The organism is Bradyrhizobium sp. (assembly GCF_030646015.1).
Lineage (GTDB): Bacteria > Pseudomonadota > Alphaproteobacteria > Rhizobiales > Xanthobacteraceae > Bradyrhizobium.
Window position 1 is genome coordinate 11,788 of the sequence record NZ_JAUSLT010000031.1, and the last position, 19,187, is coordinate 30,974.

Here is a 19,187-nt window from a genome sequence, read left to right on the forward strand (position 1 = left end):
TTCCGTTCTTTCATGGCCCGCGGACTGTGAATGCCAATTCGCGCAAAAATGCTCCGGCCGGCCATCCTGTGCCTCGCGCTGCTGCCGGCCTGCGCCCGTGCCGAGGGCATCGATACCGAGCATCTGTTCGGCTTCATGATCGGTTCGGATGTCGGCAATGTGGGCGAGCGCGAATTCGAGAGCAAGACGACCGGCCGATTTTCCAGGACTGGCGGAAACTACCGTGCGGTCGGTCAGCAAATGGACGTGGAATTCGTGCCCGTCAAGAATTTCCGTGTGGAGCTGGGAAACACCTTTGCATCGCACAACATCGCCGGCGTTCCAGGCCTCGAGGACCGGCGCCAATTATCCTGGCAGGGCGTTGCCGTGGACTTGCGCTACCGGTTTCTCAACAAGGACGCAGCCCCGTTCGGCCTGACGGTTGCAGTCGAAAGCTTCGCTGATCGCGTCGACGAGACAACGGCGGCGGTCGTCCGAAGCTACGGGACAGAGTTCAAGCTGGCGTTGGACCGTGAGTTGATTCCGAGCTTTGCCGTCGCCACGCTCAATCTGAGCTATCAGCCGGAATGGACGCGAACTGTCGTTACGGGAGCCACGGAGCGGGAAGCCAGCCTGGGCGCTGCGCTCGGCGTGATGGTGAAAGCACGCCCGGGCGTTCTTCTCGGCGGTGAAGCGCGCTACTTCAGGCGATATGAAGGGTTTGGTCTGGACGAGCTCGCGGGCCAGGCCTTGTTTATTGGCCCAACGGCTTATCTGCAGCTGTCGCCAGGCGCGTGGATGACGGCGGCCTGGAGTGTGCAGGCCTGGGGCCGGCTGGCCGGATCGAATGCCGCGCTCGATCTCGTGAATTTCGAACGCCACCAGGCGCGGTTAACATTCGGCGTCAATTTCTAGGACGGACAAACGGCCGGGCGTGTTCCGGGGGTTCATGGTGGTGTGCAACTTTGATCAGCCCGCCACGTAGCTGTCGAGGTACATTCACGAATCAGCTCAGGGGTTCAAACCATGAATGCGATCGACCTGATCATCACCGTATGTGCCGTGCTGTCGCCGACCACCTGCGAAGAGCAGCATTTGGTGTTTTCTTCCAACGTGTCGCCCCGGCAATGCGTCATGGCGGCCCAACCCTACATCGCGCAGTGGGTAGGCGAGCACCCGAAATGGACCGCGGTGAAATGGCGCTGCGAATATCCGCGCTACCACGACAAGGCCTGACGCCGCGAGACTGAAGCCTGATCCTGACGCCGGTTACTTCTTGCAGTCCTTCAAGTCCTTGTCGGCGATCGAAAACACCGCATCTGCCTTGATTTCGATGTTCCTGACGAAGCACTGCCTTTTGTCGGGATAACTGACCTTGGCATCGTAACGTCCGGGCTCCACGCCGGTGATGCGCAGGCGTTCGTCGTGGTCGACCTCCTTGTCCTTGTCGTTCAAGGTCTGGTTGGGTCCGAAGCTGTTCTTGCCAGCCGGCGATAGTTCAAACCCTGAGATGGTCGACGTGGTCAGGTTCCAGAGCCGGATGCCCTTGCCCTGTGCGGCAAGTTCGCCGCCGCTCGCCAGCAACAGCGCGACCGAAGCCAGGATCCATCGCATCATGCCATCCCTCCATTCCCGATCGTGCCATTTTCGCCGACGGTGTATCTAGCATGCGCCGCAAAACCTGCCTATCAGGCAACTCGTCCGGTTGGATCGCCCGCCATCCGCCGCGCGATGTCGGCCTTGATCGTCGCGATCGCGGCATCTCCCCGCGCGCTGCGCGGCGTGCGGATGGCCACCTCCGCGACGATCCGCGCCGGTCGCGGCGACAGCAGGAACAGGCGGTCGCCGAGACGAGCCGCATCGTCGATGTCATGGGTCACCAGCAGCGTCATCACGGTACGGCGGTCCACCAATATGGCGATCTGATCGCGCAGGCGCGCGGCGAGGGGGCCATCGAGCGAGGCCAGCGGTTCGTCGAGAATGAGGAAGTCCGGCTCAATGGCGAAGGCGCGGGCGAGGGCGACCCGGCGGGCGAGGCCGAGCGACAATTCGCCGGGGAAATGGCTGCGATGGGCGTCCAGTTCGAGAATGGCGAACAGGGCCGACAGCTTCGCTTCGTCGGCCAGAGGTGCCGCAAGCCGGACATTGTCTTCGACCGAGCGCCAGGGCAGCAGCCGTGGTTCCTGGAAGACCATGCCGATCCGTGCCGCGGCCGGACGCGAGACGTGGCCCCGATAGTCGGGGTCGAGACCGGCGAGGATCCTGAGCATGGTGCTCTTGCCGCAGCCGGACGGGCCAACCAGCACGCCGACCTCTCCCGCCTCGAGCGTAAAGCGGATGCCGGCGAGTACGTCGTGCACCTCGCCCGCAGCACTCGTGAAGGTCTTGCTGGCGATATCGACTTCAAGCCGCACGGGGACGCCACCGAAATAGTCGGAGTTCAAAGGGCTGCACCAGCAAAGTTTCGATGACGAGCACCACCGCGGTGAAACTCAGGGAGTAGGCGAGCAACAGGGGGATGTCGAACAGCTGGAACGCCACGCCAATCTGGAATCCGACGCCGTTCGAACGTCCGAGCAGTTCCGCCACCAGCACGATCTTCCAGACCAGCGAAAGCCCCGATCGCGCCGCGGCCGCGATGTAAGGCGCCAGTTGCGGCAAGATGACATGCCGGAACCTGGTCCAGCGCGGCAAGGCAAATACCGTCGCCATTTCGTCGAGCGACGCGTCCAGCGCGCGCGTTCCCTCGCGCAGGGTGACGACGGCGGTTGGAAGCTTGTTGATGGCAATGGCCGCGATCGCCGCGACCTCCGTCAATCCGGCCCAGATGTAGGCAAGCACGATGACGACGAGCGCCGGCAAGTTGAGTAGCAGGATCAGCCAGGGATCGCCGAGCCGATCGGCGAGCCGCACCCGGCCCATCAGGTAACCGATGGCGGAGCCCAGCGACATCGCAAGCGTAAAGGCGAGGGCGACGCGAGCCAGGGTCACGCCGAGATGGAGGAACAGCGCGCCGGACCTCGCTTCTGATATCACCGCCGCGAGCACGGCGGGGGGCGGCGGCAGCTTGACGTCGCCAATGAGCAGCGAGGCGATCCACCAGGTCGCCAGGAACACCGCTGATGACAGCAGGCGCGGCACATCAGTCTCCCGGGATCGCGTGATAAAATGTTCCGGAATCGAGCTCCGTCGCCGGGCCAACCAGTTCACGGCCGCCGGCCGTCGCCAGCACGCGGTACAGCACGCGCGCGTCGGCTTCTTCCTCGGCGATCAGGCGACGCGGAATGCCTTCCCGGTAACGATCGCGGTAGGCGCGCAAGGTTGCCGCGTCGGCAGCGCCGGTCAGGGCTGCGATTTTGTCCCACTCCGCGTCCGACGTCGCCAGGATCTCCTTCGCCGCGCGGGTCATGGCGATAAAGCGGGCTGCCACATCCTGGTTGGCGCTCGCCCAGTTTTCGTCGAAGACATAACCGATCATGGCGGTGCGGCCGGTGGCCCCGAGTTTCAGCACGACATCCTCGATGCCGGCGAGGCGGCGGAAGCCTTTGGCTTCCAGCACGGCGCAGAAATTCCAGTAATTGAGGGTGGCGTCCATTTCGCCACCCAGCGTCTTGGCCGTCAGCAACGGTGGCGCGCCGTACACGATCGTCGACTCCGATTTCAGGTCGATGCCGCCCTGTTTCGACCATGCCTGCAGCAGCAGCCAGCTCTTGTCGATCGGGCCGCCGGCGACGGCGAGCTTGCGGCCCCTGAGATCGGCCAATTTCCGGATCGGGGATTCGGCCGGCACCATCACGGCGCCGAGCGCGCTCGAATACGGATAGAATGTCAGTCTGGCGCCAAGCCCGCGTTCGCGCGACACCCATAGCCAGTCGGAAACGATGATATCGGCGCTGCCGGCCCGAAGTGCGATCTTGCCGGCTTCGGGGCTCGCGAGTTCAAGAACCTGGACCGAGAGATCCGCCTTGCGGTCGAGGCCATGCGCGCGGATCACAGCCAGTTCCCAGGCGAAGGTTCCGCTCTTCTGCACTGCAACGCGCACGGTCTCCGCGCCCCGGCAGGGGCCGAACTGAGCGACGGTCAGAACAATTGCCGCCATCAACAGGCGAGGAAAAGCAGTCATCGTGTTCAAGCCGTTTGCTGCAACGTTTTCTTTTCAGCAAGGCAGTCATAGCATAGCTTCCACGTTTGGCAGTGGAAGGAAGTCGATGATGCGTGTCGGATTAGTACGACGAATTGTCGCCGCGCTCGCCTTGATCATGGCGACGGCCATGATCGCCGAGGCCCAGGAAATCAACGACTACCCGACTTCAGTGCGGGCGGAATACGTCTTTGGCTGCCTGAAAGCGAATGGCGAGACGCGACAGGCGATCGAGCAGTGCTCCTGTTCGATCGACGTCGTCGCATCGATCGTGCCCTATGAGCGCTATGTCACGGCCGAAACGGTGCTGAGCATGGCGCAGGTGCGCGGCAATCTGGGGGGCCAGTTCCGCACGTCCGAACAGGCGGCGAGCGCGCTCAACGAACTCCGGCGTGCACAGGCCGAAGCGGAAGTGCGATGCTTCTAGAACCGGCGCGGGATCGGCAAGTCGCTTGCTGCCCATGCTTCGAGACGCTCGCGTCGCTCGCTCCTCAGCATGAGGTCGTTGTTGCTTCAACAAGTTGGACCTCATCCTGAGGAGGCCACCAAGTGGCCGTCTCGAAGGATGGGCTGCTTCACATGCTGGAATCGTCGATCTTCCATTCGTTCCGGAAGATGTGGCCTTCGGTGTCCCTGGCCTCGGCACGGAAGCGTTTCGCGCCATTGGAAACATAGGTGAACCGGATATTGGGATCTTCCGATATCGAGATCCCGCCTTCCATCGCCAGCACCGGGCTGTCGTCCTGCCATATCTGCAAACGGTCGATGAAGAAGGCGGGAGTGTAGAGCTGCGTGACCTGGTCCATCTGCAGGCCGGAATTGCTGGGATGTCCGATCATGATTTGCGCCTCGCGGGCGCCGCTGGCAGGACCTTGGCCCGGCCGCGCGAATTGCCGGTATCGCATCTGGCCCAGCCGGCTTCTGGCGTCGTCGGCGGTCTTGGCGGCGGGCGCGGAGCAGCCGCCGGATGCCTTTACATAGGTCTTGGCCATATAGAGCTTTCCGTCGCTCAGTTCGGCCACCGCATGCACGTCGGTATAGTTGTTGATGCGCACGCGCGTCGAGATTTCCGACACGTTGGCGTCCGGCCCCAGCTCGAACTTCGCCGCCAGCGGCGCGGGATTCTGGTCGATCACCAGCGTGATCCGCAGCACGCGGCGGCTGTCGCCGGGTGGCAGCTTGGAACGCAGGGTCACCGGCACGATCGCCGCATCCTCGGCCCGGTATGGCATCTCGATGCCGATGATGTCGGCGCCGTCGTTCATCGCGCGGTTGTTGAAGATGTCCTGGACCAGGCCGGGCCACGGGTCGTTGGGGTCGGGAGCTGCCGCGGGCGCAAGGGGCGCTCCGAGCATGACGCCGAGCAGGCCGGCAAGGCAGGACAGGCGGAAGCGATATCCGGACATGGTCACGCCCTTCGCAGGGATGGAGACAATGACGCGAGTCTACAGGATTGTTCAACTCATTCCCATTCAATTTCCGAAAATGCTGCGGTTGCGTTGCGGGCATGAAAATCGTCGAACAATTGCCATCGTGAGCGTTCGGCGGCCGCGGCCGCACCGGCTGCGGCCGTTATCGATTTGCCGCTGGCGATGAGGGCGCGAACGTCCGACGCCAGTGTCTGGAGGTAGCGCCGCTGGTCGGCGAGGGCGGCCGGCCATTCGCTCACAACTCCGTGACCGGGAACCACGCGTTGCGCGGGGAGGGTGGCGAGTTCGTCGATCACATCAAGCCATCCGCGAAGACTGCCGTCCAGCACCGGAGTATGGCTGAGGAACACGAGATCGCCGGCGAACAGGATCCTGGTTTGCTCGTCGAGCACGGTGAGATCGTTGTCGGTGTGAGCCGCCGGCCATGCCCTCAAGGTCAGGGTTCGCGAGCCGAGATCGAGTGTGGTGATGCCGTCGACCAGGATCGTCGGCGGCACCATCCGCACGTCGTCGATCAACTCGCCGCCCATGATCCGGCGAAAGGCTTCGATATAGAATGGCCCGCGGGTGGTGAGGGCGCGCGGCAGGTTTCGGTGACCGACGAAGCTGGTCCCATCCTGGACGAAGGCGATGTTGCCGAACATGTGGTCCGGGTGGCCATGCGTGTTGATGACGTAGCGGATTGGCCTGTCGGTCCGGGCACGGATCGCGGCAAGCAGCTGCTGCCCCTCACGAACGCTGCCGCCGGTGTCGATCACCGCAACCGCGCTCTCGCCGATGATGAAGCCGATATTGGCAATCGCACCGGCGTTCTCGCGTGTCATCAACGCGGTCTTGCCGCTGTGCACGAAGACGCCGGGCGCAATCTCGTCAACGGGCAATGCCTGTTGTTGCGCCCATACGAAAGTTGGTGCGCCGAGCAGGGCGAGTGCAGTCATGAGCCAAACGCGGCAAGCCATATTTCTGCCTCCGTCTCATCACGAAGCGGTGTCGACAACGTCATGCGTCGTCATCGAGACTGGTTTGCGCCGCAGCATGCAAGCGAGGATTATCCTGTTGCACGCTGCAATTGCGAAGCATAGCATTTTGCAGGTTGCGGCTTCCTGCGGACGTTGGTCCATGGAAATCGCCATGGGAAGCCGAAAAATAATTGGTGGGCCACACGTGCAGCTGCCTTCAACGACACATACCGTACGATATCGCGGACGCTTGATCGCGTTGCTTGCGATCACTGCAACGCTGGTCGGCAGTGACCTCGCGCAGGCGCAGACGCGTGATGGCGGCACCGATCTGTCGATCGAGCTGGTCGATCCCAACGTGTTGAGGGTATGCGCCGACCCGCGCAATTTGCCGTTCACCAATGAGAAGGGCGAGGGGTTCGAGAACAAGCTCGCCGAATTGTTCGCCGCGAAGCTTCAGAAGAAGCTCGACTATACCTACTTTCCGCAGGCCGCCGGCTTTATCCGGATGACGCTCGCCGCGCATCGCTGCGACGTCATCATGGGCTATCCGCAGGGCGACGACCTGGTCCAGGGCACCAATCCCTATTACCGCACCACCTACGCGCTGGTCGCCAAGCAGGGCAGCGGTCTCGATGAGGTCACGACGCTGGGAGACGCGCGCCTGAAAGGCAAGCACATCGGCATCGTCGCCGGTACGCCACCGGCTACCAGCATGTCCGCGCATGGTTTGATGGTCGACGCCAAGTCCTATCCGTTGATGATCGATACCCGGCTCGATTCGTCGGCAGAAGCCATGATCAACGATCTGACGTCGGGAACGATTGACGTCGCCGTTCTCTGGGGACCGATCGCCGGCTTCTACGCCAAGAAGGCCAGCCCGCCACTGCATGTCGCGCCGCTGGTCAAGGAAACAACGGGATCCCGACTCACCTATCGCATCGGGATGGCGGTGCGGCCGGCCGACCAGAACTGGAAACGGATGCTCAACCGTCTGATCGAAGAGAACCAGCCGGCCATCAACAAGATACTGCTCGAATACGGCGTTCCCTTGCTCGACGAGAACGATCGGCCGATCGGCACGGAGGTGACGAAAAAGTCGCCATGATGGGGAAGCTCGCGGGGCTCGCGCTTGCGGCGTTGGTTGCCACGGCGCATGCGCAGGAGAAGGTTTCCGAACCCGATGGTTACCGCACGGAAAATTATCGCGCGCCGGTCCCTGCAACGCTGTCAGGCGTGCGCGTCCTTACCACTGCTGAGGCGGAAACGATATGGCGCACAGCCAGCGCTGTTTTCATCGACGTGCTGCCGCGCGCACCCAAGCCGCCAAACCTGCCAGCCGGCACGATATGGCGTGACAAGCCGCGGCTGAGCATACCCGGCACCGTTTGGCTGCCCGACACCGGCTACGGAAAGCTGGCGCCGGCGACCGAAGATTATTTTCGGCGCGGTCTTGCCCGTGCCACCGGCGGCAACAACGCCGCGTTGCTCGTGATCTACTGCCAGGCCGATTGCTGGATGTCCTGGAACGCCGCCAAGCGGGTTCTGTCCTACGGCTATGCCAATGTGGCCTGGTATCCCGATGGTACCGACGGCTGGGAGCGTGCCGGCCTGCCGACGGCTGAATCGCATCCGGAGCCGCGGGCGGAGGAGGAGAAGGCATCCAGGCTCTAGTGCAATTTCCGATTATAATGCTTCATCCATCGATACGCATCGCTTGCGATGCTCTTCGCTCCCCTCCCTCCACGCGCTCTTGCGCGCGGCGGGGAGGGGTCGGGGGTGGGGGGTGCTTCAGCAAATTCGCTGACAGTCGAATCCGTTGATAGACCCCCCACCCCCGACCCCTCCCCACTGCTTCGCGGGTGGAGGGGAGAAGAAAGGCGCCGGCTATTCCATCTCCTGCTGGATCACGCGGCCGAGTGCGAACAGCCGCCGGTCGATCGTGGTGGGCACTTCACAAACGAATGTGATGACGCGCCGCCGGTCTTCAAAGATCCGCGCTTCCCAGACCAGTTGGTTGCTGAGCTCGTCGATCTTCGGCTGCTCGGGCGGCGATGCGCTCTGCAGCGCCTGCAGCGCAGCCGTGGTCGCCCGGATCTTGTCGGCGGCTTCGCGCTGCTTGCGGGTCACGCGTTCGAGCCCGTTCAGGACCTGCGAGCGCTGGGCATTGAGGGTATCGAACAGGCCGGCGAACAGCAGCTTGCCTTTTGTCGCTTTGTCGGTTGGCGACGTGGCCAGAAATTCCACGATGGTCTTTTCGGCCTCCTCGAGCGGCGTACGCCGGGCGGCCAGTTTCGGCACCAGCGCGCTCACCTTGGGATCGTTCTTCCAGGTGGTTGTGGCGTCGTCGAGCGAGGGGCCGGCCCACACCGCGGCGAGCGAGATTTCCGGCACCTTGGCCTGGACGCACGGCCAGTCCGGGTAGCGCGGATCGGCCGCGACGCAGACATCGGTCGATGCTGCGACGACTAACATTGCCGCGATCGCGATGCGCCGTCTCATGTTTCGCCTCCGGCGGGTCCGCGGCGGACCAGGCCGCGCTGGGGATCATAGGCATATATCGCGCCGATCATGAAGACCGCCGTGCAGCCACCGACGACGAGAAGCGAAACCCAGTTCGTCTTCTCGTACAGCGCAAAGCGGATCAGTTCGACCGCATGGGTGAATGGATTGAACAGGCAGACATAATAGAGCAGGGGGCTGCCCTCCAGCACCCGCCACAGCGGATAGAGCGCAGAGGATGCGAAGAACATCGGAAAAATGACAAAATTCATCACGCCGGCAAAGTTCTCGAGCTGCTTGATGCCGGAGGAGATCAGCATGCCCAGCGCGCCCAGCATCAGCCCCGACAGGATCAGCGCCGGCAGCACCGTCAGATAGCCTGTTGGAGGCGGCGCGATATCCCAGAACCACGCGATCACGAGAAAGGCATAGACCTGCAGCAGCGAGACCGCGGTTCCCGCCAGCAGCTTGCAGAACAGCAGATACCAGCGCGGCAACGGGCTCACCAGCAAGGTGCGCATGTTGCCCATCTCGCGGTCATAGACCATCGAGAGCGACGACTGCATGCCGTTGAACAGCTGGATCATCGCCATCAATCCGGGCGCGATATAGACCTCGTAGAGGATGTAGGTTTCGTAGGGCGGGATGATGGAAATACCCAGCACCTGACGGAAGCCGACGGCGAAGATGAACAGCCACACCAGCGGTCGCACCAGTGCCGAAACGAAGCGCTCGCGCTGGTGCAGGAACCGCAGCGCCTCGCGCCACACGATGCCGTTCAGGCAGGTGATGTATTCGGCGAGCGAAAAGCCGCGCCGGGTTTGCCCTGTTGCCGTGGAGCTCATGGCGCTGGCCTCCCGGATTCCGCCGCAGCCCCGGTCAGGCGCATGAAGGCGGAGTTGATGTCGTGGGCTCCGGCCTCGGCGATGATATCTTCGACCGGCCCGCGCGCCAGAACCCGGCCCTGATGCAGCACCACGAGATCGTCGCCTGGCATGATCTCGTCGAACAGGTGGGTCGCCCATAACACGCCGATGCCTTGTTCGGTCACCAGCTGCCGGACGTGGCTGAGGATGTCGGCGCGGGCCTTGACGTCGAGGCCGACGGTCGCCTCGTCGAGCAGCAACAGGCGCGGACGATGCAGCAGCGCGCGGGCGATCTCCAGCCGCCGCATCTGGCCGCCCGAGAGGTCGCGAACCTTGCTGCTGGCGCGGTCGGCAAGCCCTATGCGCGCGAGCACCTCGTCACTGCGCAGGCGCGCCTCACGTCGCGCGATGCCATGCAGCGCGGCGTGATAGAGCAGGTTCTGCGTCACCGACAGATCGAGATCGAGCGTGCGGGGCTGGAACACGACTCCGAGCAGCCGCAGCGCTTCGCCGGGCGCCTGGCCGACGTCGTGGCCGAAAATGCCGATGCGTCCGGCCTGGATTCCGAACAGCCGCGTGACCAGCGAGAATAAGGTGCTCTTGCCGGCGCCGTTGAGGCCAAGCAGCGCCGTGAAGCTGGCCGGCGCCACCGTGAAATTGATATCGATGAGGGCGTGACGGGGCCCGTAGGAATGGCTGATGCCTGCGATCGACAGAGCGGGAATTGCCGCGGCATCTTGCCGGGGGCGGGGATCCGGCTGCGGCTGGCTGGTGGAGGGTGCGTTGGTGGCGGTCATGGCTGCGCGAACGTTATTCCCCAGGGGAGCTCGCCGACCTGGATCGTCTTGATGACCTTTTGCGCCGACACGTCGATCACCGAGACGTCGTTGGATACGCCATTGGTCACCAGCAGGTATTTTTCGTCCGGCGTGAATGCCATGTGCCAGACCCGCTGGCCGACCAGCAGATATTTGGTGACGGCATGGCTGGTGGCGTCGACGACGGCGACGCGGTTGGCGGGACCCAGCGCAATGAAGCCGGTCTTGCCGTCCCTGGTGATGCCGATGCCGACCGGCTGGATCGCTTCGCGCCGCAGGCCGGGAATGTTGAAACTGATCTTGCCGGTAATCACGCGCTTGACGGGATCGATGATGGACACCGTGCCGCCGATCTCCGACGACACCCACAATTCGGAGCTGTCGTGCTTGAACTCGGCAAAGCGCGGCCGCGCATCGACCAGCACATTGGCGACGATCTGGCGCGTCGCGGTGTCGATGAAATGCGCCATGTTGGTCGTCTCGGACGTATTGATCAGGATCTTGCCGTCCGGGCTCAGCGTCATACCTTCAGGCTCGACGCCGACCTGGATGTCGCCGACGCGGACGCGCTTTTCGAGATCGACGATGCTCACCGTGTTGTCGTTCTCGTTGGCGACGTAGAGGAATTTGCCGGCGGCATCCTGGGCGAACAGTTCCGGATCGGGACCGGAGGGGAGTGAGTCCACCACCCGCTGGCTCGCGGCATCGATCACCTCGATCTTGTCGTCATCGCCAACCGCGACCAGCACGAACTTGCCATCCCTGGTGAACTCGATGCCGCGCGGTCGCTGGCCGACCTTGATGGTCTTGGTGACGACCCATTTGTCGGTATCGATCACCGATACCGTGTTGCTCTTCTCATTCGAGACATAGGCGATGAAGGCGGAAGCCGGCGTCACGGCCGCGAGCCACAGGACGATTGCGGAAATCAGGTAACGTCGCCACATGCGCGAACTCCGGGTCTTCAATAAAGGTTGCCTCAACGCAGCTTGCATTTGGTCTCGGGGCGATCGACGCCGAGCGTATCGAGTTCCGATACCTGATGCAGGAAACCTTCTTGCGGCGAAACCGAGACCACCATGCGGCCGTCGACCAGCAGGATGGGCTGGCGAAGCTGAAAATTCCAGTCCCGCAGCGTCAGCCGCTGGCCCTTGAACGCTGCGACGGAAAAGTCCGGTCGCTTGAGAAAGTCGAACACGGCTTTCGGATCGCCGGAATTGGTGCGCGATGTGGCTTCGCCGATCATGCGCGCGGCGGTCCAGGCCTGCATGTCCAGCGCCGTCATGCGCCGCGAATTCAGCTTGAAGAAGCGGTTCTGCATCTGGATCGCGCCCCACTGGTCGTGCGCGCCGTCCCAGCTCAAGGGCACCAGACCCGCGGAGCCGGCGATCGGTCGCGGATCCCAGGTGCGGTAGGGCAGGTAAGATGCGAAGACCTCGCTCTCGTCGGCCGCGACCAGGACGTCATAGGCCGGCGCCTGCTGCGTGAACACGGGCATCTGGCGCTGGATCAGGGTGACGCCGCTGTCGGTACGGCGGGCGCCGCCGGTGTCGTCGAACGTTCGCTCCTGTACGATCTTCGCGCCAAAGCGCGTGGCGGCGCGGCGCAGCGCCTCGGCGTAGAGCTTGTCCGGCTCGTGCGAACCGGCTACCAGCAGCCAGCGTTTCCATTGCTTCCACACCAGATATTGCGCCAGCGCGTCCGCGAGCATCGAGCGGGTCGGGGCAATGTGGATCACATTGGCACGGCAATCCTGCTCGCGCAGCCGGTCGTCGAGCGATCCCGCGTTCAACAACACGGTTCCGCGATCGCGGAGCGCATCGGCGGCCTTCAACAGCGCGTCGGCGGCAAGGTCGGCGATAATAAAACCGTTGCGGCCGGCGAGTGCCACCGCCGCCTTGGCGACGTCGTCGTCCTCCTTGAGTCTGATTTCTTCCAGCGTGAAGCGCTGGTTGAGAAATTTTCCGGTCGTGTTGTTGTCCTCGATCGCGAGGCGCGCGCCAGCAAGGCCGTCATTCGCCGAGGGCTGTTCGACCAGCGACAGTTTCGATTTCACGCCGGCATGGCCGAGATAGCCGATGCCGATCTCGATCGGGTCGGCGGCGAGCGCGTGGGTGGCCACGACGCAAAGGCCGATCGCCGCGACCAACCATCGGATCATATTTCTTCCCTGTCGTTTCTCGTCGCTTGACCGGCGAGGGAGCTTTAGCTTGAAACATGACTGAATTGCCCTAGGTTGCAACCCCGGATTTCGTCGCGGGCGCACGGTCGCGTTAATGGATCACGATCATGAGAGTGAATTTTGTCGGTCCGGTGCTGCTGATGCTGATGCTTGCAGCGCCGGCGCATGCCGATCCTCCGAAAGTCGCGGTGTTCGATTTCGAACTGATGGATACCAGCGCCGAAGGCGAGGTTAAGGGATCGCAGACCGGCGAGCAGGAGAGGCTGGTGCGCGCCGGCCAGCAGTTGCGCCGGGAACTGGCCGAATCCGGCAAGTTCCAGGTGCTCGACATCGCGCCGGTCAGTGCGGCGGCGCAGGGCAGCAATCTGCAGGCCTGCGGCGGTTGCGACGTGCAATTGGCGCTCAAGCTCGGTGCCGACCTCGCCATCACCGGTTTGGTGCAAAAGGTCTCGGCCCTCATTCTCAACATCAACATCTTTGTGCGCGACACCCAAACCGGACGGCTGGTCGCCTCGATGAGCGTCGACCTTCGCGGCAATACCGACGAATCCTGGTCGCGCGCGATGAACTATCTGTTGCGCAACCGGCTGCTCGCGCCCAATTACGGGGCGCCGCAGCTACAATAGGTTAGCGGCTGGTTCAGGCTTTCAGGCGCGCGGCGTGCCAGCGCAGATGATCGCTCATGAAGGTGGAGATGAAGTAGTAGCTGTGGTCGTAACCTTCCTGGCGGCGCAAGGTGAGGGGGATGTTTGCCTTCTCGCAGGCGGCCTGCAGCAATTCGGGACGAAGCTGCTCGGCCAGAAACGGATCGGCGCCGCCATAATCCACCAGCAGGTCGGAGAATTTGGCGCCGTCCTCGATCAGCGCCACCGCGTCATGCCTGCGCCAGCTTGGCTTGTCGTTGCCGAGATAGCCGCCCAGCGCCTTGATGCCCCACGGCACTTGCGAGGGAGCGACGATCGGTGCGAAGGCGCTGGCGGCGCGGTAACGATCGGGATGGCGCAATGCGCTGGTCAGTGCCCCGTGACCGCCCATGGAGTGACCGAAGATGGATTGCCTGATGGCATCGACGGGAAAATGCGCGGCGACCAGTTCCGGCAATTCTGCCGTGACATAGCTCCACATGCGGTAATTGCGGGCGAACGGCTCCTGCATCGCATCGACATAGAAGCCGGCGCCGAGACCGAAATCATAGGCCTTCGCGGGGTCGCCGGGCACATTTTCTCCGCGCGGGCTGGTGTCCGGCGCGACCAGGATCAGTCCGAGTTCGGCACATGAGCGGCGGAATTCGCCCTTTTCGGTGACGTTGGCGTGGGTACAGGTCAAACCCGACAGATACCAGACCACCGGCAGCCTGGCGCCCTCGCGATGCGGCGGCACGTAGACCGAAAAGGTCATCTCCGTCCCGGTCTCGCGACTGGCGTGCTTGTAGACGCCTTGCACGCCGTCATAGGATTTGTTGAGTGAAACGGTTTGAATTGTCATGACCTTACGACTCCAGCAGCGCGCGACGCCATTTCAGGCGACGCCGTTGTCGATGGCCAGCCGCACCAGTTCGGCGGAGGTCCGCACCCCGAGCTTCTGGCGCATGATCGAGGAGGTGTTGGCAACAGTCTTGTAGGAGGAGCGAACCAGCCATGCGATTTCGGAGAGATTCTTTCCCGCACTGAGCAGGCGCAAGATCTCCATCTCGCGGGTAGTCAGTTTCGACAGCGGATTCTGCGCGAACGCGGGACCCCCGAAGGCGATGCTTTGCGCCATCGCCGCAGGCAAATAGACTCCGCCCTTTCCGACTTCACGGACGGCCTCGACAAGATCCCGGGGATCGCCGGTCTTGGAGACATAACCCTTGGCGCCGACCTCGATGGCGCGGGCGGCGAACACGGGATCATCGTTCATGCTGAACATGATGATGCGCGCGGATGCATCGAGCCCGAGGATGCGCTTGGCCAATTCATACCCGGACACCGTGGGCAGGTTGATATCGAGAACGCAGATGTCCGGATGCTCTCTTCCAAAGGCGCGCTCGCCGCTCTCGGCGTCGGACGCTTCCAGGATGTCGATGTCGGGGTCGTCCGCGAACAATGCGCGGCACCCTGAAGCAACGATGCGATGATCATCAACGATCAGAACGCGCATTGGCATTGGTCCCGGGTACCCGCGTCGTTGCTGCACCGCATCAGATCAAATCGATGGCGCGAATGGCGGCGCCATGCTTGCCGTCGACGATTATGCAGCTGGAGCGATAATGCTGTACGTTCCAATTAGATAGCCGCCTCCCTTATCTGTCAACGCTCCCCGGTGGGGAATCGAATACCCCTAGCTCGTGGACAAGCGCTATGTGGCAAAAACTCTCGTTGCGTGCCCGCATTAACCTGCTGCTCGCGCTCGTCCTGATGCTCGGTCTGGCCGCCAATATTGCGCGGCTGGTGCTGGAGGCGGCACCCCGTGTTCAGGCCGAGGACCAAAGCGTCGTGCGGCTGGCGCGTGAATTCATCGAAACGATCGTCGCAGGACTGAACGAGGCTCCGGATCCCGATGCGCGGTTGAATCAGATCGTTCACGACCTCAACCGGCTGCGTCATGTCAGTATCACACGGCAGATTGATACTGTGGCGAGAGCAGGGCAGACGGACCGATCCGGCGACAATGACGATTCACGTTCGCCACCGGCATGGTTCATCACGCTGGTTCACCCGGAAAAGACCGCGGTGAGCGTGCCGATTTCTATTCATGGGAAATCGGAGTCGCTCCTGATCACCTCGCATCCGAACGATGAGATGGCCGAGATCTGGGACGGAATCGTCACCCAGCTGCTAATCGGCTCCGTGATCGCGATCGTGCTCTTCCTCATTACGACCAGGGTCGTCGGCCGGGCCCTTGCGCCCATCCAGATGCTTTCGGAGGCGATGGCGAAAATCGAATCCGGTGGTTACGACACCCGCGTGAAACCGGATGGCCCGCCGGAACTTGCCGCCATTTGCGACAAGTTGAATCATCTTGCCGCGACGCTGGAGAACGCCGTTGAAGACAAGCGGCGTCTGGCCGAGCGCGTCGTCTCGCTGCAGGATGTCGAACGCAAGGAGATTGCGCGGGAACTGCACGACGAATTCGGCCCCTATCTCTTCGCGCTACGCGCCCATGCCAGCGCACTGACGCGGATCGCAGATTCAGGCGAACCGAACGTGGAGGTCGCGCGAAAGCACGGCACTGCCATCCTGGAACAGGTGAACGCCTTGCAGCGATCCAATCGGCGGGTTCTGGAAAAACTGCGGCCGGTGGGATTGACGGAGCTTGGTCTTCGCGAAGCGCTCGGCGCTCTCTTGCGCCTGTGGCGCGAGTCGCACCCCGGCGTGGTCATCGAAACGACGATCTCGCAGTCGCTCGGCGAGACCGGAGAAACAGCCGATTTGACGATCTACCGCACCATTCAGGAAGCCCTGACCAATGTCTTTCGCCACGCCGGCGCCACCTGCGTCAACGTCACCGTCGAGCCCACGGAGCTGCTTTCGGGATTGGCGCGTCGCAGCGGCGCTCTGGTGCGGGTGCGCGACAATGGCAGCGGACTGAAGGCGGATCACAGGCTGGGACTCGGCCTGACGGGAATGCGGGAGCGCATCTTGGCGCTGGGCGGCTCGCTCACGGTCGCCTCCGGAGACGGCGGCGTGACGGTAGAGGCCGTCATTCCCGGGGTCGCGCGTCCATAATTCGGGAAGTTTTCCCGATCTATTCGGGAAAAAGACTCGATATGGAACCGGACGCTTTGAATGGTGCGCAACTTGTCCGGCGCACTATCATCAGCCGCAACTAACCGGCGGGGCCAACGCAGCCGGAAGTGGGGTGGAGGGTGACGCAATGGGCGCTCGATCTCTGTTCATCGGGACCGTATCCACAGTATCGATATGTCTGGTTCCTGGAATCCAGAGTGCTCAAGCGCAAACCGCGCCCGGCACCTCCTCCGAGGTATTGCCCGCCATCGAGGTCGTTTCCCCGGGAACCGGCGCCAGACCAGCCCGCAACCGAAATACGGCCCGGGCCACCAGGAACGTTCGCAGGGTCTTCGTCTACCCGACCGCGCCGACGCCGACGGCCGGTTCGGGAATGGATGTCGACAAGGTGCCGTCGGCCGTCAACGCGTTCGGCGCGAGGCAGATCGAGCGCACCGGCTCGCTCAACATCGCCGACGCCCTGCAGCAACAGGTGCCGGGGATCGTCACCAGCGAAGTGAGCGGCAATCCATTTCAGCCGGACATCCAATTTCGCGGGTTTGTCGCATCCCCGGTCTCCGGTACGCCGCAGGGACTAGCGGTTTACCAGAACGGCACGCGCATCAACGAGGCCTTCGGCGACACCGTCAACTGGGATCTGATCCCGACCGCCGCGATCAGGTCGGTCACCGTCGTGACCAACAATCCCGCCTTTGGACTCAATGCGTTGGGCGGGGCGGTTAACGTACTGATGAAGGATGGCTTCAACTATCAGGGTGCCGAGATCAACACGATGGGCGGCTCGTTCGGCCGCATCCAGAGCTCGGCGCAATGGGGAAAACAGATCGACAGCTTTTCCGTTTACGGCGCTCTCGAAGGATTGCGCGACGGCGGTTTTCGAAATTTTTCGGAGTCGAAGGTCCGCCGCTTCTATGGCGACGTCGGCTATCGGACCGACAGCAGCGAATTCCACCTCAATGTGGGCGTCGCCAATAACAAGTTCGGCGCCGCTGCGACGGTGCCGGTCGAACTGCTGCAGAATTATTGGGGCGCGACCTACACCACGCCGCAGACGACAAACAACCAGGTTGCCTATGTCAATCTGACCGGAAAGGTCGAGGCCACGCCGACCTGGACGATCGAAGGCTCGGCGCGCGTGCGCGCGTTCCGGCAGAAGACGGTGGATGGCAATCCGACCGAGACCGTTCGCTGCGCAGCCGACCCGGGACTGCTTTGTTTCAACAATGACGATGTTGCTGCCAACGGCCTCAATGGACTCCAGCTCGTCAATCCATTCCCTGCCGATGCCATACTGGGGCAGATCGACCGGACCACAACGCGCTCGACGACGACGGGCGGAAGCTTGCAGGCGACCAACACCGACCAGGTGTTCGGGCACAACAATCAATTCATGGTCGGCGCCAGTCTCGACTCCGGCGTGACCCGGTTCGGGGCCAGTGCGGAATTGGGAACCATCGGCTCGAACTACGTCGTCAACGGCAGCGGCATATTTCTCGGACCGTCCGGCGAACCGACCGTGATCGGCCCGGTCTCGCTTCGCGCCACCAACCGCTACACCGGTCTCTACGCCCTCGACACGTTCGACGTGACGGATGCGTTTTCGATCACGGGGGGCGGGCGGTTCAACCATGCGCAGATCCGGCTGGAGGATCAGATCGGCACCGCGCTCAACGGCGAGCATACGTTCAGCCGCTTCAATCCGATCATCGGCGCCACCTACAAGATCAATTCCGGCTTGACGGCCTACGCCGGCTATTCCGAGGCCAATCGCGCGCCGACCCCGCTGGAGCTCGCCTGCGCCGACTCCGCACGCCCTTGTATGCTCGCCGCATTCCTCGTCGCCGACCCGCCGCTGAAGCAGGTGGTCTCCCGCACCGTGGAACTCGGTCTGCGCGGCAGCAAGGAGCTGAACATCGGCACCTTCAGCTGGAAGCTCGGCGGATTCCGCGCGGAGAACAACGATGACATCATGGCGATTCCGAGTCCGGAGTTTCAGGGATTTGGCTATTTCCAGAATGTAGGCTCGACGCGCCGCCAGGGCATCGAGGCACAGGTCAATCTCACATCGAAGACGATGCAGCTCTATGCCAGCTATGCCCTGGTGGACGCGCGCTTCCTCACCGCTCTGCAGCTCCCTTCCGCCAGTCCGTTCGCCGTTGACGGCAACGTCCAGGTCCTGCCGGGCAATCGAATTCCGTCGATTCCCCGCAACCGGATCAAGGCCGGTATCGACTACTGGGTCACCGATCAACTCAAGGTCGGAGGGGATGCATTATTCGTCAGCGACCAGTATTTTGTCGGCGACGAATCCAATCAGGCGGCGAGGCTACCGTCGTATGCGGTTTTCAACACGCATGCGTCGTATCAGATCAACAAGACGCTCCAGATCTACGGGCGTGTCGACAATATCTTCGACCGTCGCTACGCGACCCACGGCACCTTTTTCCAGACCGATGATGTCCCCAATTTCGCCAATGGCGGGGCGGAGTTCACCGATGCCCGTTCGGTCAGCCCGGCGCGGCCGCGCGCCTTTTACGCGGGCCTGAAGGCGACATTCTAAGGCTGGCGGGCGTGGCAGGGAT

Annotated in this window: 21 protein-coding genes; 8 read left to right on the forward strand and 13 right to left on the reverse strand. The window is 62.9% G+C overall.

What is annotated here, in order from left to right:
• The first annotated feature begins 30 nt into the window (after positions 1 to 30).
• Both Q7T45_RS03755 and Q7T45_RS03760 read left to right on the forward strand, forming a co-directional pair.
• Positions 31 to 894 carry a hypothetical protein gene (locus Q7T45_RS03755; protein ID WP_304867785.1) on the forward strand — a complete coding sequence of 288 codons (864 nt, stop codon included), beginning with the start codon at positions 31 to 33 and terminating at the stop codon, positions 892 to 894.
• Between the two features lie 111 nt (positions 895 to 1,005).
• Positions 1,006 to 1,215: a hypothetical protein gene (locus Q7T45_RS03760; protein ID WP_304867787.1), complete on the forward strand. Its 210-nt coding sequence runs from the start codon at positions 1,006 to 1,008 to the stop codon at positions 1,213 to 1,215.
• Positions 1,216 to 1,248: 33 nt separating this feature from the next.
• Here Q7T45_RS03760 and Q7T45_RS03765 read toward each other — a convergent pair whose 3' ends face one another.
• The 4 genes from Q7T45_RS03765 to Q7T45_RS03780 form a co-directional block, all read right to left on the reverse strand.
• Complete coding sequence (locus Q7T45_RS03765; RefSeq protein WP_304867882.1) at positions 1,249 to 1,593, reverse strand: hypothetical protein; 345 nt, start codon at positions 1,591 to 1,593, stop codon at positions 1,249 to 1,251.
• Positions 1,594 to 1,667: 74 nt separating this feature from the next.
• Entirely contained in the window at positions 1,668 to 2,393 is a 726-nt protein-coding gene (locus tag Q7T45_RS03770; RefSeq protein ID WP_304867788.1) for an ABC transporter ATP-binding protein, read from the reverse strand.
• On the reverse strand, positions 2,383 to 3,120 hold the full coding sequence (locus tag Q7T45_RS03775; RefSeq protein WP_304867790.1) for an ABC transporter permease: 738 nt from the start codon (positions 3,118 to 3,120) through the stop codon (positions 2,383 to 2,385). Before Q7T45_RS03775 ends, Q7T45_RS03770 begins: the two co-directional genes overlap by 11 nt.
• Position 3,121: 1 nt before the next feature.
• The gene (locus Q7T45_RS03780) at positions 3,122 to 4,102 is read right to left on the reverse strand and encodes an ABC transporter substrate-binding protein (RefSeq protein WP_304867792.1); all 981 of its coding nucleotides are present in this window, start codon (positions 4,100 to 4,102) and stop codon (positions 3,122 to 3,124) included.
• 85 nt (positions 4,103 to 4,187) lie between these two features.
• Between Q7T45_RS03780 and Q7T45_RS03785 the strand changes: the two genes are divergently transcribed.
• Complete coding sequence (locus Q7T45_RS03785) at positions 4,188 to 4,547, forward strand: hypothetical protein (RefSeq protein ID WP_304867794.1); 360 nt, start codon at positions 4,188 to 4,190, stop codon at positions 4,545 to 4,547.
• 148 nt (positions 4,548 to 4,695) lie between these two features.
• Here Q7T45_RS03785 and Q7T45_RS03790 read toward each other — a convergent pair whose 3' ends face one another.
• Both Q7T45_RS03790 and Q7T45_RS03795 read right to left on the reverse strand, forming a co-directional pair.
• Complete coding sequence (locus tag Q7T45_RS03790; protein WP_304867796.1) at positions 4,696 to 5,526, reverse strand: quinoprotein dehydrogenase-associated SoxYZ-like carrier; 831 nt, start codon at positions 5,524 to 5,526, stop codon at positions 4,696 to 4,698.
• 56 nt (positions 5,527 to 5,582) lie between these two features.
• Positions 5,583 to 6,488, reverse strand: a complete 906-nt coding sequence (locus tag Q7T45_RS03795) for a quinoprotein relay system zinc metallohydrolase 2 (protein WP_370691201.1) — start codon at positions 6,486 to 6,488, stop codon at positions 5,583 to 5,585.
• Positions 6,489 to 6,759: 271 nt separating this feature from the next.
• Between Q7T45_RS03795 and Q7T45_RS03800 the strand changes: the two genes are divergently transcribed.
• Positions 6,760 to 7,617 (forward strand): substrate-binding domain-containing protein, encoded by an 858-nt coding sequence (locus Q7T45_RS03800; RefSeq protein WP_304867800.1) that lies wholly within the window; start codon positions 6,760 to 6,762, stop codon positions 7,615 to 7,617.
• Positions 7,614 to 8,183: a PQQ-dependent catabolism-associated CXXCW motif protein gene (locus tag Q7T45_RS03805; RefSeq protein ID WP_304867802.1), complete on the forward strand. Its 570-nt coding sequence runs from the start codon at positions 7,614 to 7,616 to the stop codon at positions 8,181 to 8,183. Before Q7T45_RS03800 ends, Q7T45_RS03805 begins: the two co-directional genes overlap by 4 nt.
• Before the next feature lie 213 nt (positions 8,184 to 8,396).
• Here Q7T45_RS03805 and Q7T45_RS03810 read toward each other — a convergent pair whose 3' ends face one another.
• The 5 genes from Q7T45_RS03810 to Q7T45_RS03830 are packed head-to-tail and all read right to left on the reverse strand — an operon-like array spanning position 8,397 to position 12,856.
• Positions 8,397 to 9,011 carry a hypothetical protein gene (locus tag Q7T45_RS03810; RefSeq protein WP_304867803.1) on the reverse strand — a complete coding sequence of 205 codons (615 nt, stop codon included), beginning with the start codon at positions 9,009 to 9,011 and terminating at the stop codon, positions 8,397 to 8,399.
• On the reverse strand, positions 9,008 to 9,856 hold the full coding sequence (locus tag Q7T45_RS03815) for an ABC transporter permease (protein ID WP_304867804.1): 849 nt from the start codon (positions 9,854 to 9,856) through the stop codon (positions 9,008 to 9,010). Before Q7T45_RS03815 ends, Q7T45_RS03810 begins: the two co-directional genes overlap by 4 nt.
• A complete protein-coding gene (locus tag Q7T45_RS03820) occupies positions 9,853 to 10,674 on the reverse strand; it encodes an ABC transporter ATP-binding protein (RefSeq protein ID WP_370691202.1) in 822 nt (273 codons plus the stop codon). The genes Q7T45_RS03815 and Q7T45_RS03820 overlap by 4 nt, the downstream gene beginning before the upstream one ends.
• Positions 10,671 to 11,642 (reverse strand): YVTN family beta-propeller repeat protein, encoded by a 972-nt coding sequence (locus tag Q7T45_RS03825; protein WP_304867806.1) that lies wholly within the window; start codon positions 11,640 to 11,642, stop codon positions 10,671 to 10,673. The genes Q7T45_RS03820 and Q7T45_RS03825 overlap by 4 nt, the downstream gene beginning before the upstream one ends.
• Before the next feature lie 32 nt (positions 11,643 to 11,674).
• Positions 11,675 to 12,856, reverse strand: a complete 1,182-nt coding sequence (locus tag Q7T45_RS03830) for an ABC transporter substrate-binding protein (protein ID WP_304867808.1) — start codon at positions 12,854 to 12,856, stop codon at positions 11,675 to 11,677.
• Positions 12,857 to 13,023: 167 nt separating this feature from the next.
• Between Q7T45_RS03830 and Q7T45_RS03835 the strand changes: the two genes are divergently transcribed.
• Positions 13,024 to 13,503: a DUF3280 domain-containing protein gene (locus Q7T45_RS03835; protein ID WP_370691204.1), complete on the forward strand. Its 480-nt coding sequence runs from the start codon at positions 13,024 to 13,026 to the stop codon at positions 13,501 to 13,503.
• A 13-nt stretch (positions 13,504 to 13,516) separates the two neighbouring features.
• Here Q7T45_RS03835 and fghA read toward each other — a convergent pair whose 3' ends face one another.
• Positions 13,517 to 14,362, reverse strand: a complete 846-nt coding sequence (gene fghA / locus Q7T45_RS03840) for an S-formylglutathione hydrolase (protein ID WP_304867812.1) — start codon at positions 14,360 to 14,362, stop codon at positions 13,517 to 13,519.
• 33 nt (positions 14,363 to 14,395) lie between these two features.
• Positions 14,396 to 15,016 carry a response regulator transcription factor gene (locus Q7T45_RS03845; protein ID WP_304867814.1) on the reverse strand — a complete coding sequence of 207 codons (621 nt, stop codon included), beginning with the start codon at positions 15,014 to 15,016 and terminating at the stop codon, positions 14,396 to 14,398.
• Positions 15,017 to 15,216: 200 nt separating this feature from the next.
• Between Q7T45_RS03845 and Q7T45_RS03850 the strand changes: the two genes are divergently transcribed.
• Together Q7T45_RS03850 and Q7T45_RS03855 are read left to right on the forward strand one after the other, a co-directional pair.
• Complete coding sequence (locus Q7T45_RS03850; protein WP_304867816.1) at positions 15,217 to 16,584, forward strand: histidine kinase; 1,368 nt, start codon at positions 15,217 to 15,219, stop codon at positions 16,582 to 16,584.
• Positions 16,585 to 16,978: 394 nt separating this feature from the next.
• Positions 16,979 to 19,165: a TonB-dependent receptor gene (locus tag Q7T45_RS03855; protein WP_304867818.1), complete on the forward strand. Its 2,187-nt coding sequence runs from the start codon at positions 16,979 to 16,981 to the stop codon at positions 19,163 to 19,165.
• Positions 19,166 to 19,187: the final 22 nt, after the last annotated feature.

Bases quoted from the DNA above. Each gene is read 5' to 3' on its own strand.
- fghA (WP_304867812.1), bottom strand. From the start codon at position 14,362: ATGACAATTCAAACCGTTTCACTCAACAAATCCTATGACGGCGTGCAA.
- Q7T45_RS03795 (WP_370691201.1), bottom strand. From the start codon at position 6,488: ATGACTGCACTCGCCCTGCTCGGCGCACCAACTTTCGTATGGGCGCAA.
- Q7T45_RS03835 (WP_370691204.1), top strand. From the start codon at position 13,024: ATGCTTGCAGCGCCGGCGCATGCCGATCCTCCGAAAGTCGCGGTGTTC.
- Q7T45_RS03825 (WP_304867806.1), bottom strand. From the start codon at position 11,642: ATGTGGCGACGTTACCTGATTTCCGCAATCGTCCTGTGGCTCGCGGCC.
- Q7T45_RS03855 (WP_304867818.1), top strand. From the start codon at position 16,979: ATGGATGTCGACAAGGTGCCGTCGGCCGTCAACGCGTTCGGCGCGAGG.
- Q7T45_RS03785 (WP_304867794.1), top strand. From the start codon at position 4,188: ATGATGCGTGTCGGATTAGTACGACGAATTGTCGCCGCGCTCGCCTTG.
- Q7T45_RS03790 (WP_304867796.1), bottom strand. From the start codon at position 5,526: ATGTCCGGATATCGCTTCCGCCTGTCCTGCCTTGCCGGCCTGCTCGGC.
- Q7T45_RS03755 (WP_304867785.1), top strand. From the start codon at position 31: ATGCCAATTCGCGCAAAAATGCTCCGGCCGGCCATCCTGTGCCTCGCG.
- Q7T45_RS03845 (WP_304867814.1), bottom strand. From the start codon at position 15,016: ATGCGCGTTCTGATCGTTGATGATCATCGCATCGTTGCTTCAGGGTGC.
- Q7T45_RS03850 (WP_304867816.1), top strand. From the start codon at position 15,217: ATGTGGCAAAAACTCTCGTTGCGTGCCCGCATTAACCTGCTGCTCGCG.
- Q7T45_RS03780 (WP_304867792.1), bottom strand. From the start codon at position 4,102: ATGACTGCTTTTCCTCGCCTGTTGATGGCGGCAATTGTTCTGACCGTC.
- Q7T45_RS03765 (WP_304867882.1), bottom strand. From the start codon at position 1,593: ATGCGATGGATCCTGGCTTCGGTCGCGCTGTTGCTGGCGAGCGGCGGC.
- Q7T45_RS03760 (WP_304867787.1), top strand. From the start codon at position 1,006: ATGAATGCGATCGACCTGATCATCACCGTATGTGCCGTGCTGTCGCCG.
- Q7T45_RS03815 (WP_304867804.1), bottom strand. From the start codon at position 9,856: ATGAGCTCCACGGCAACAGGGCAAACCCGGCGCGGCTTTTCGCTCGCC.
- Q7T45_RS03805 (WP_304867802.1), top strand. From the start codon at position 7,614: ATGATGGGGAAGCTCGCGGGGCTCGCGCTTGCGGCGTTGGTTGCCACG.
- Q7T45_RS03820 (WP_370691202.1), bottom strand. From the start codon at position 10,674: ATGACCGCCACCAACGCACCCTCCACCAGCCAGCCGCAGCCGGATCCC.
- Q7T45_RS03810 (WP_304867803.1), bottom strand. From the start codon at position 9,011: ATGAGACGGCGCATCGCGATCGCGGCAATGTTAGTCGTCGCAGCATCG.
- Q7T45_RS03830 (WP_304867808.1), bottom strand. From the start codon at position 12,856: ATGATCCGATGGTTGGTCGCGGCGATCGGCCTTTGCGTCGTGGCCACC.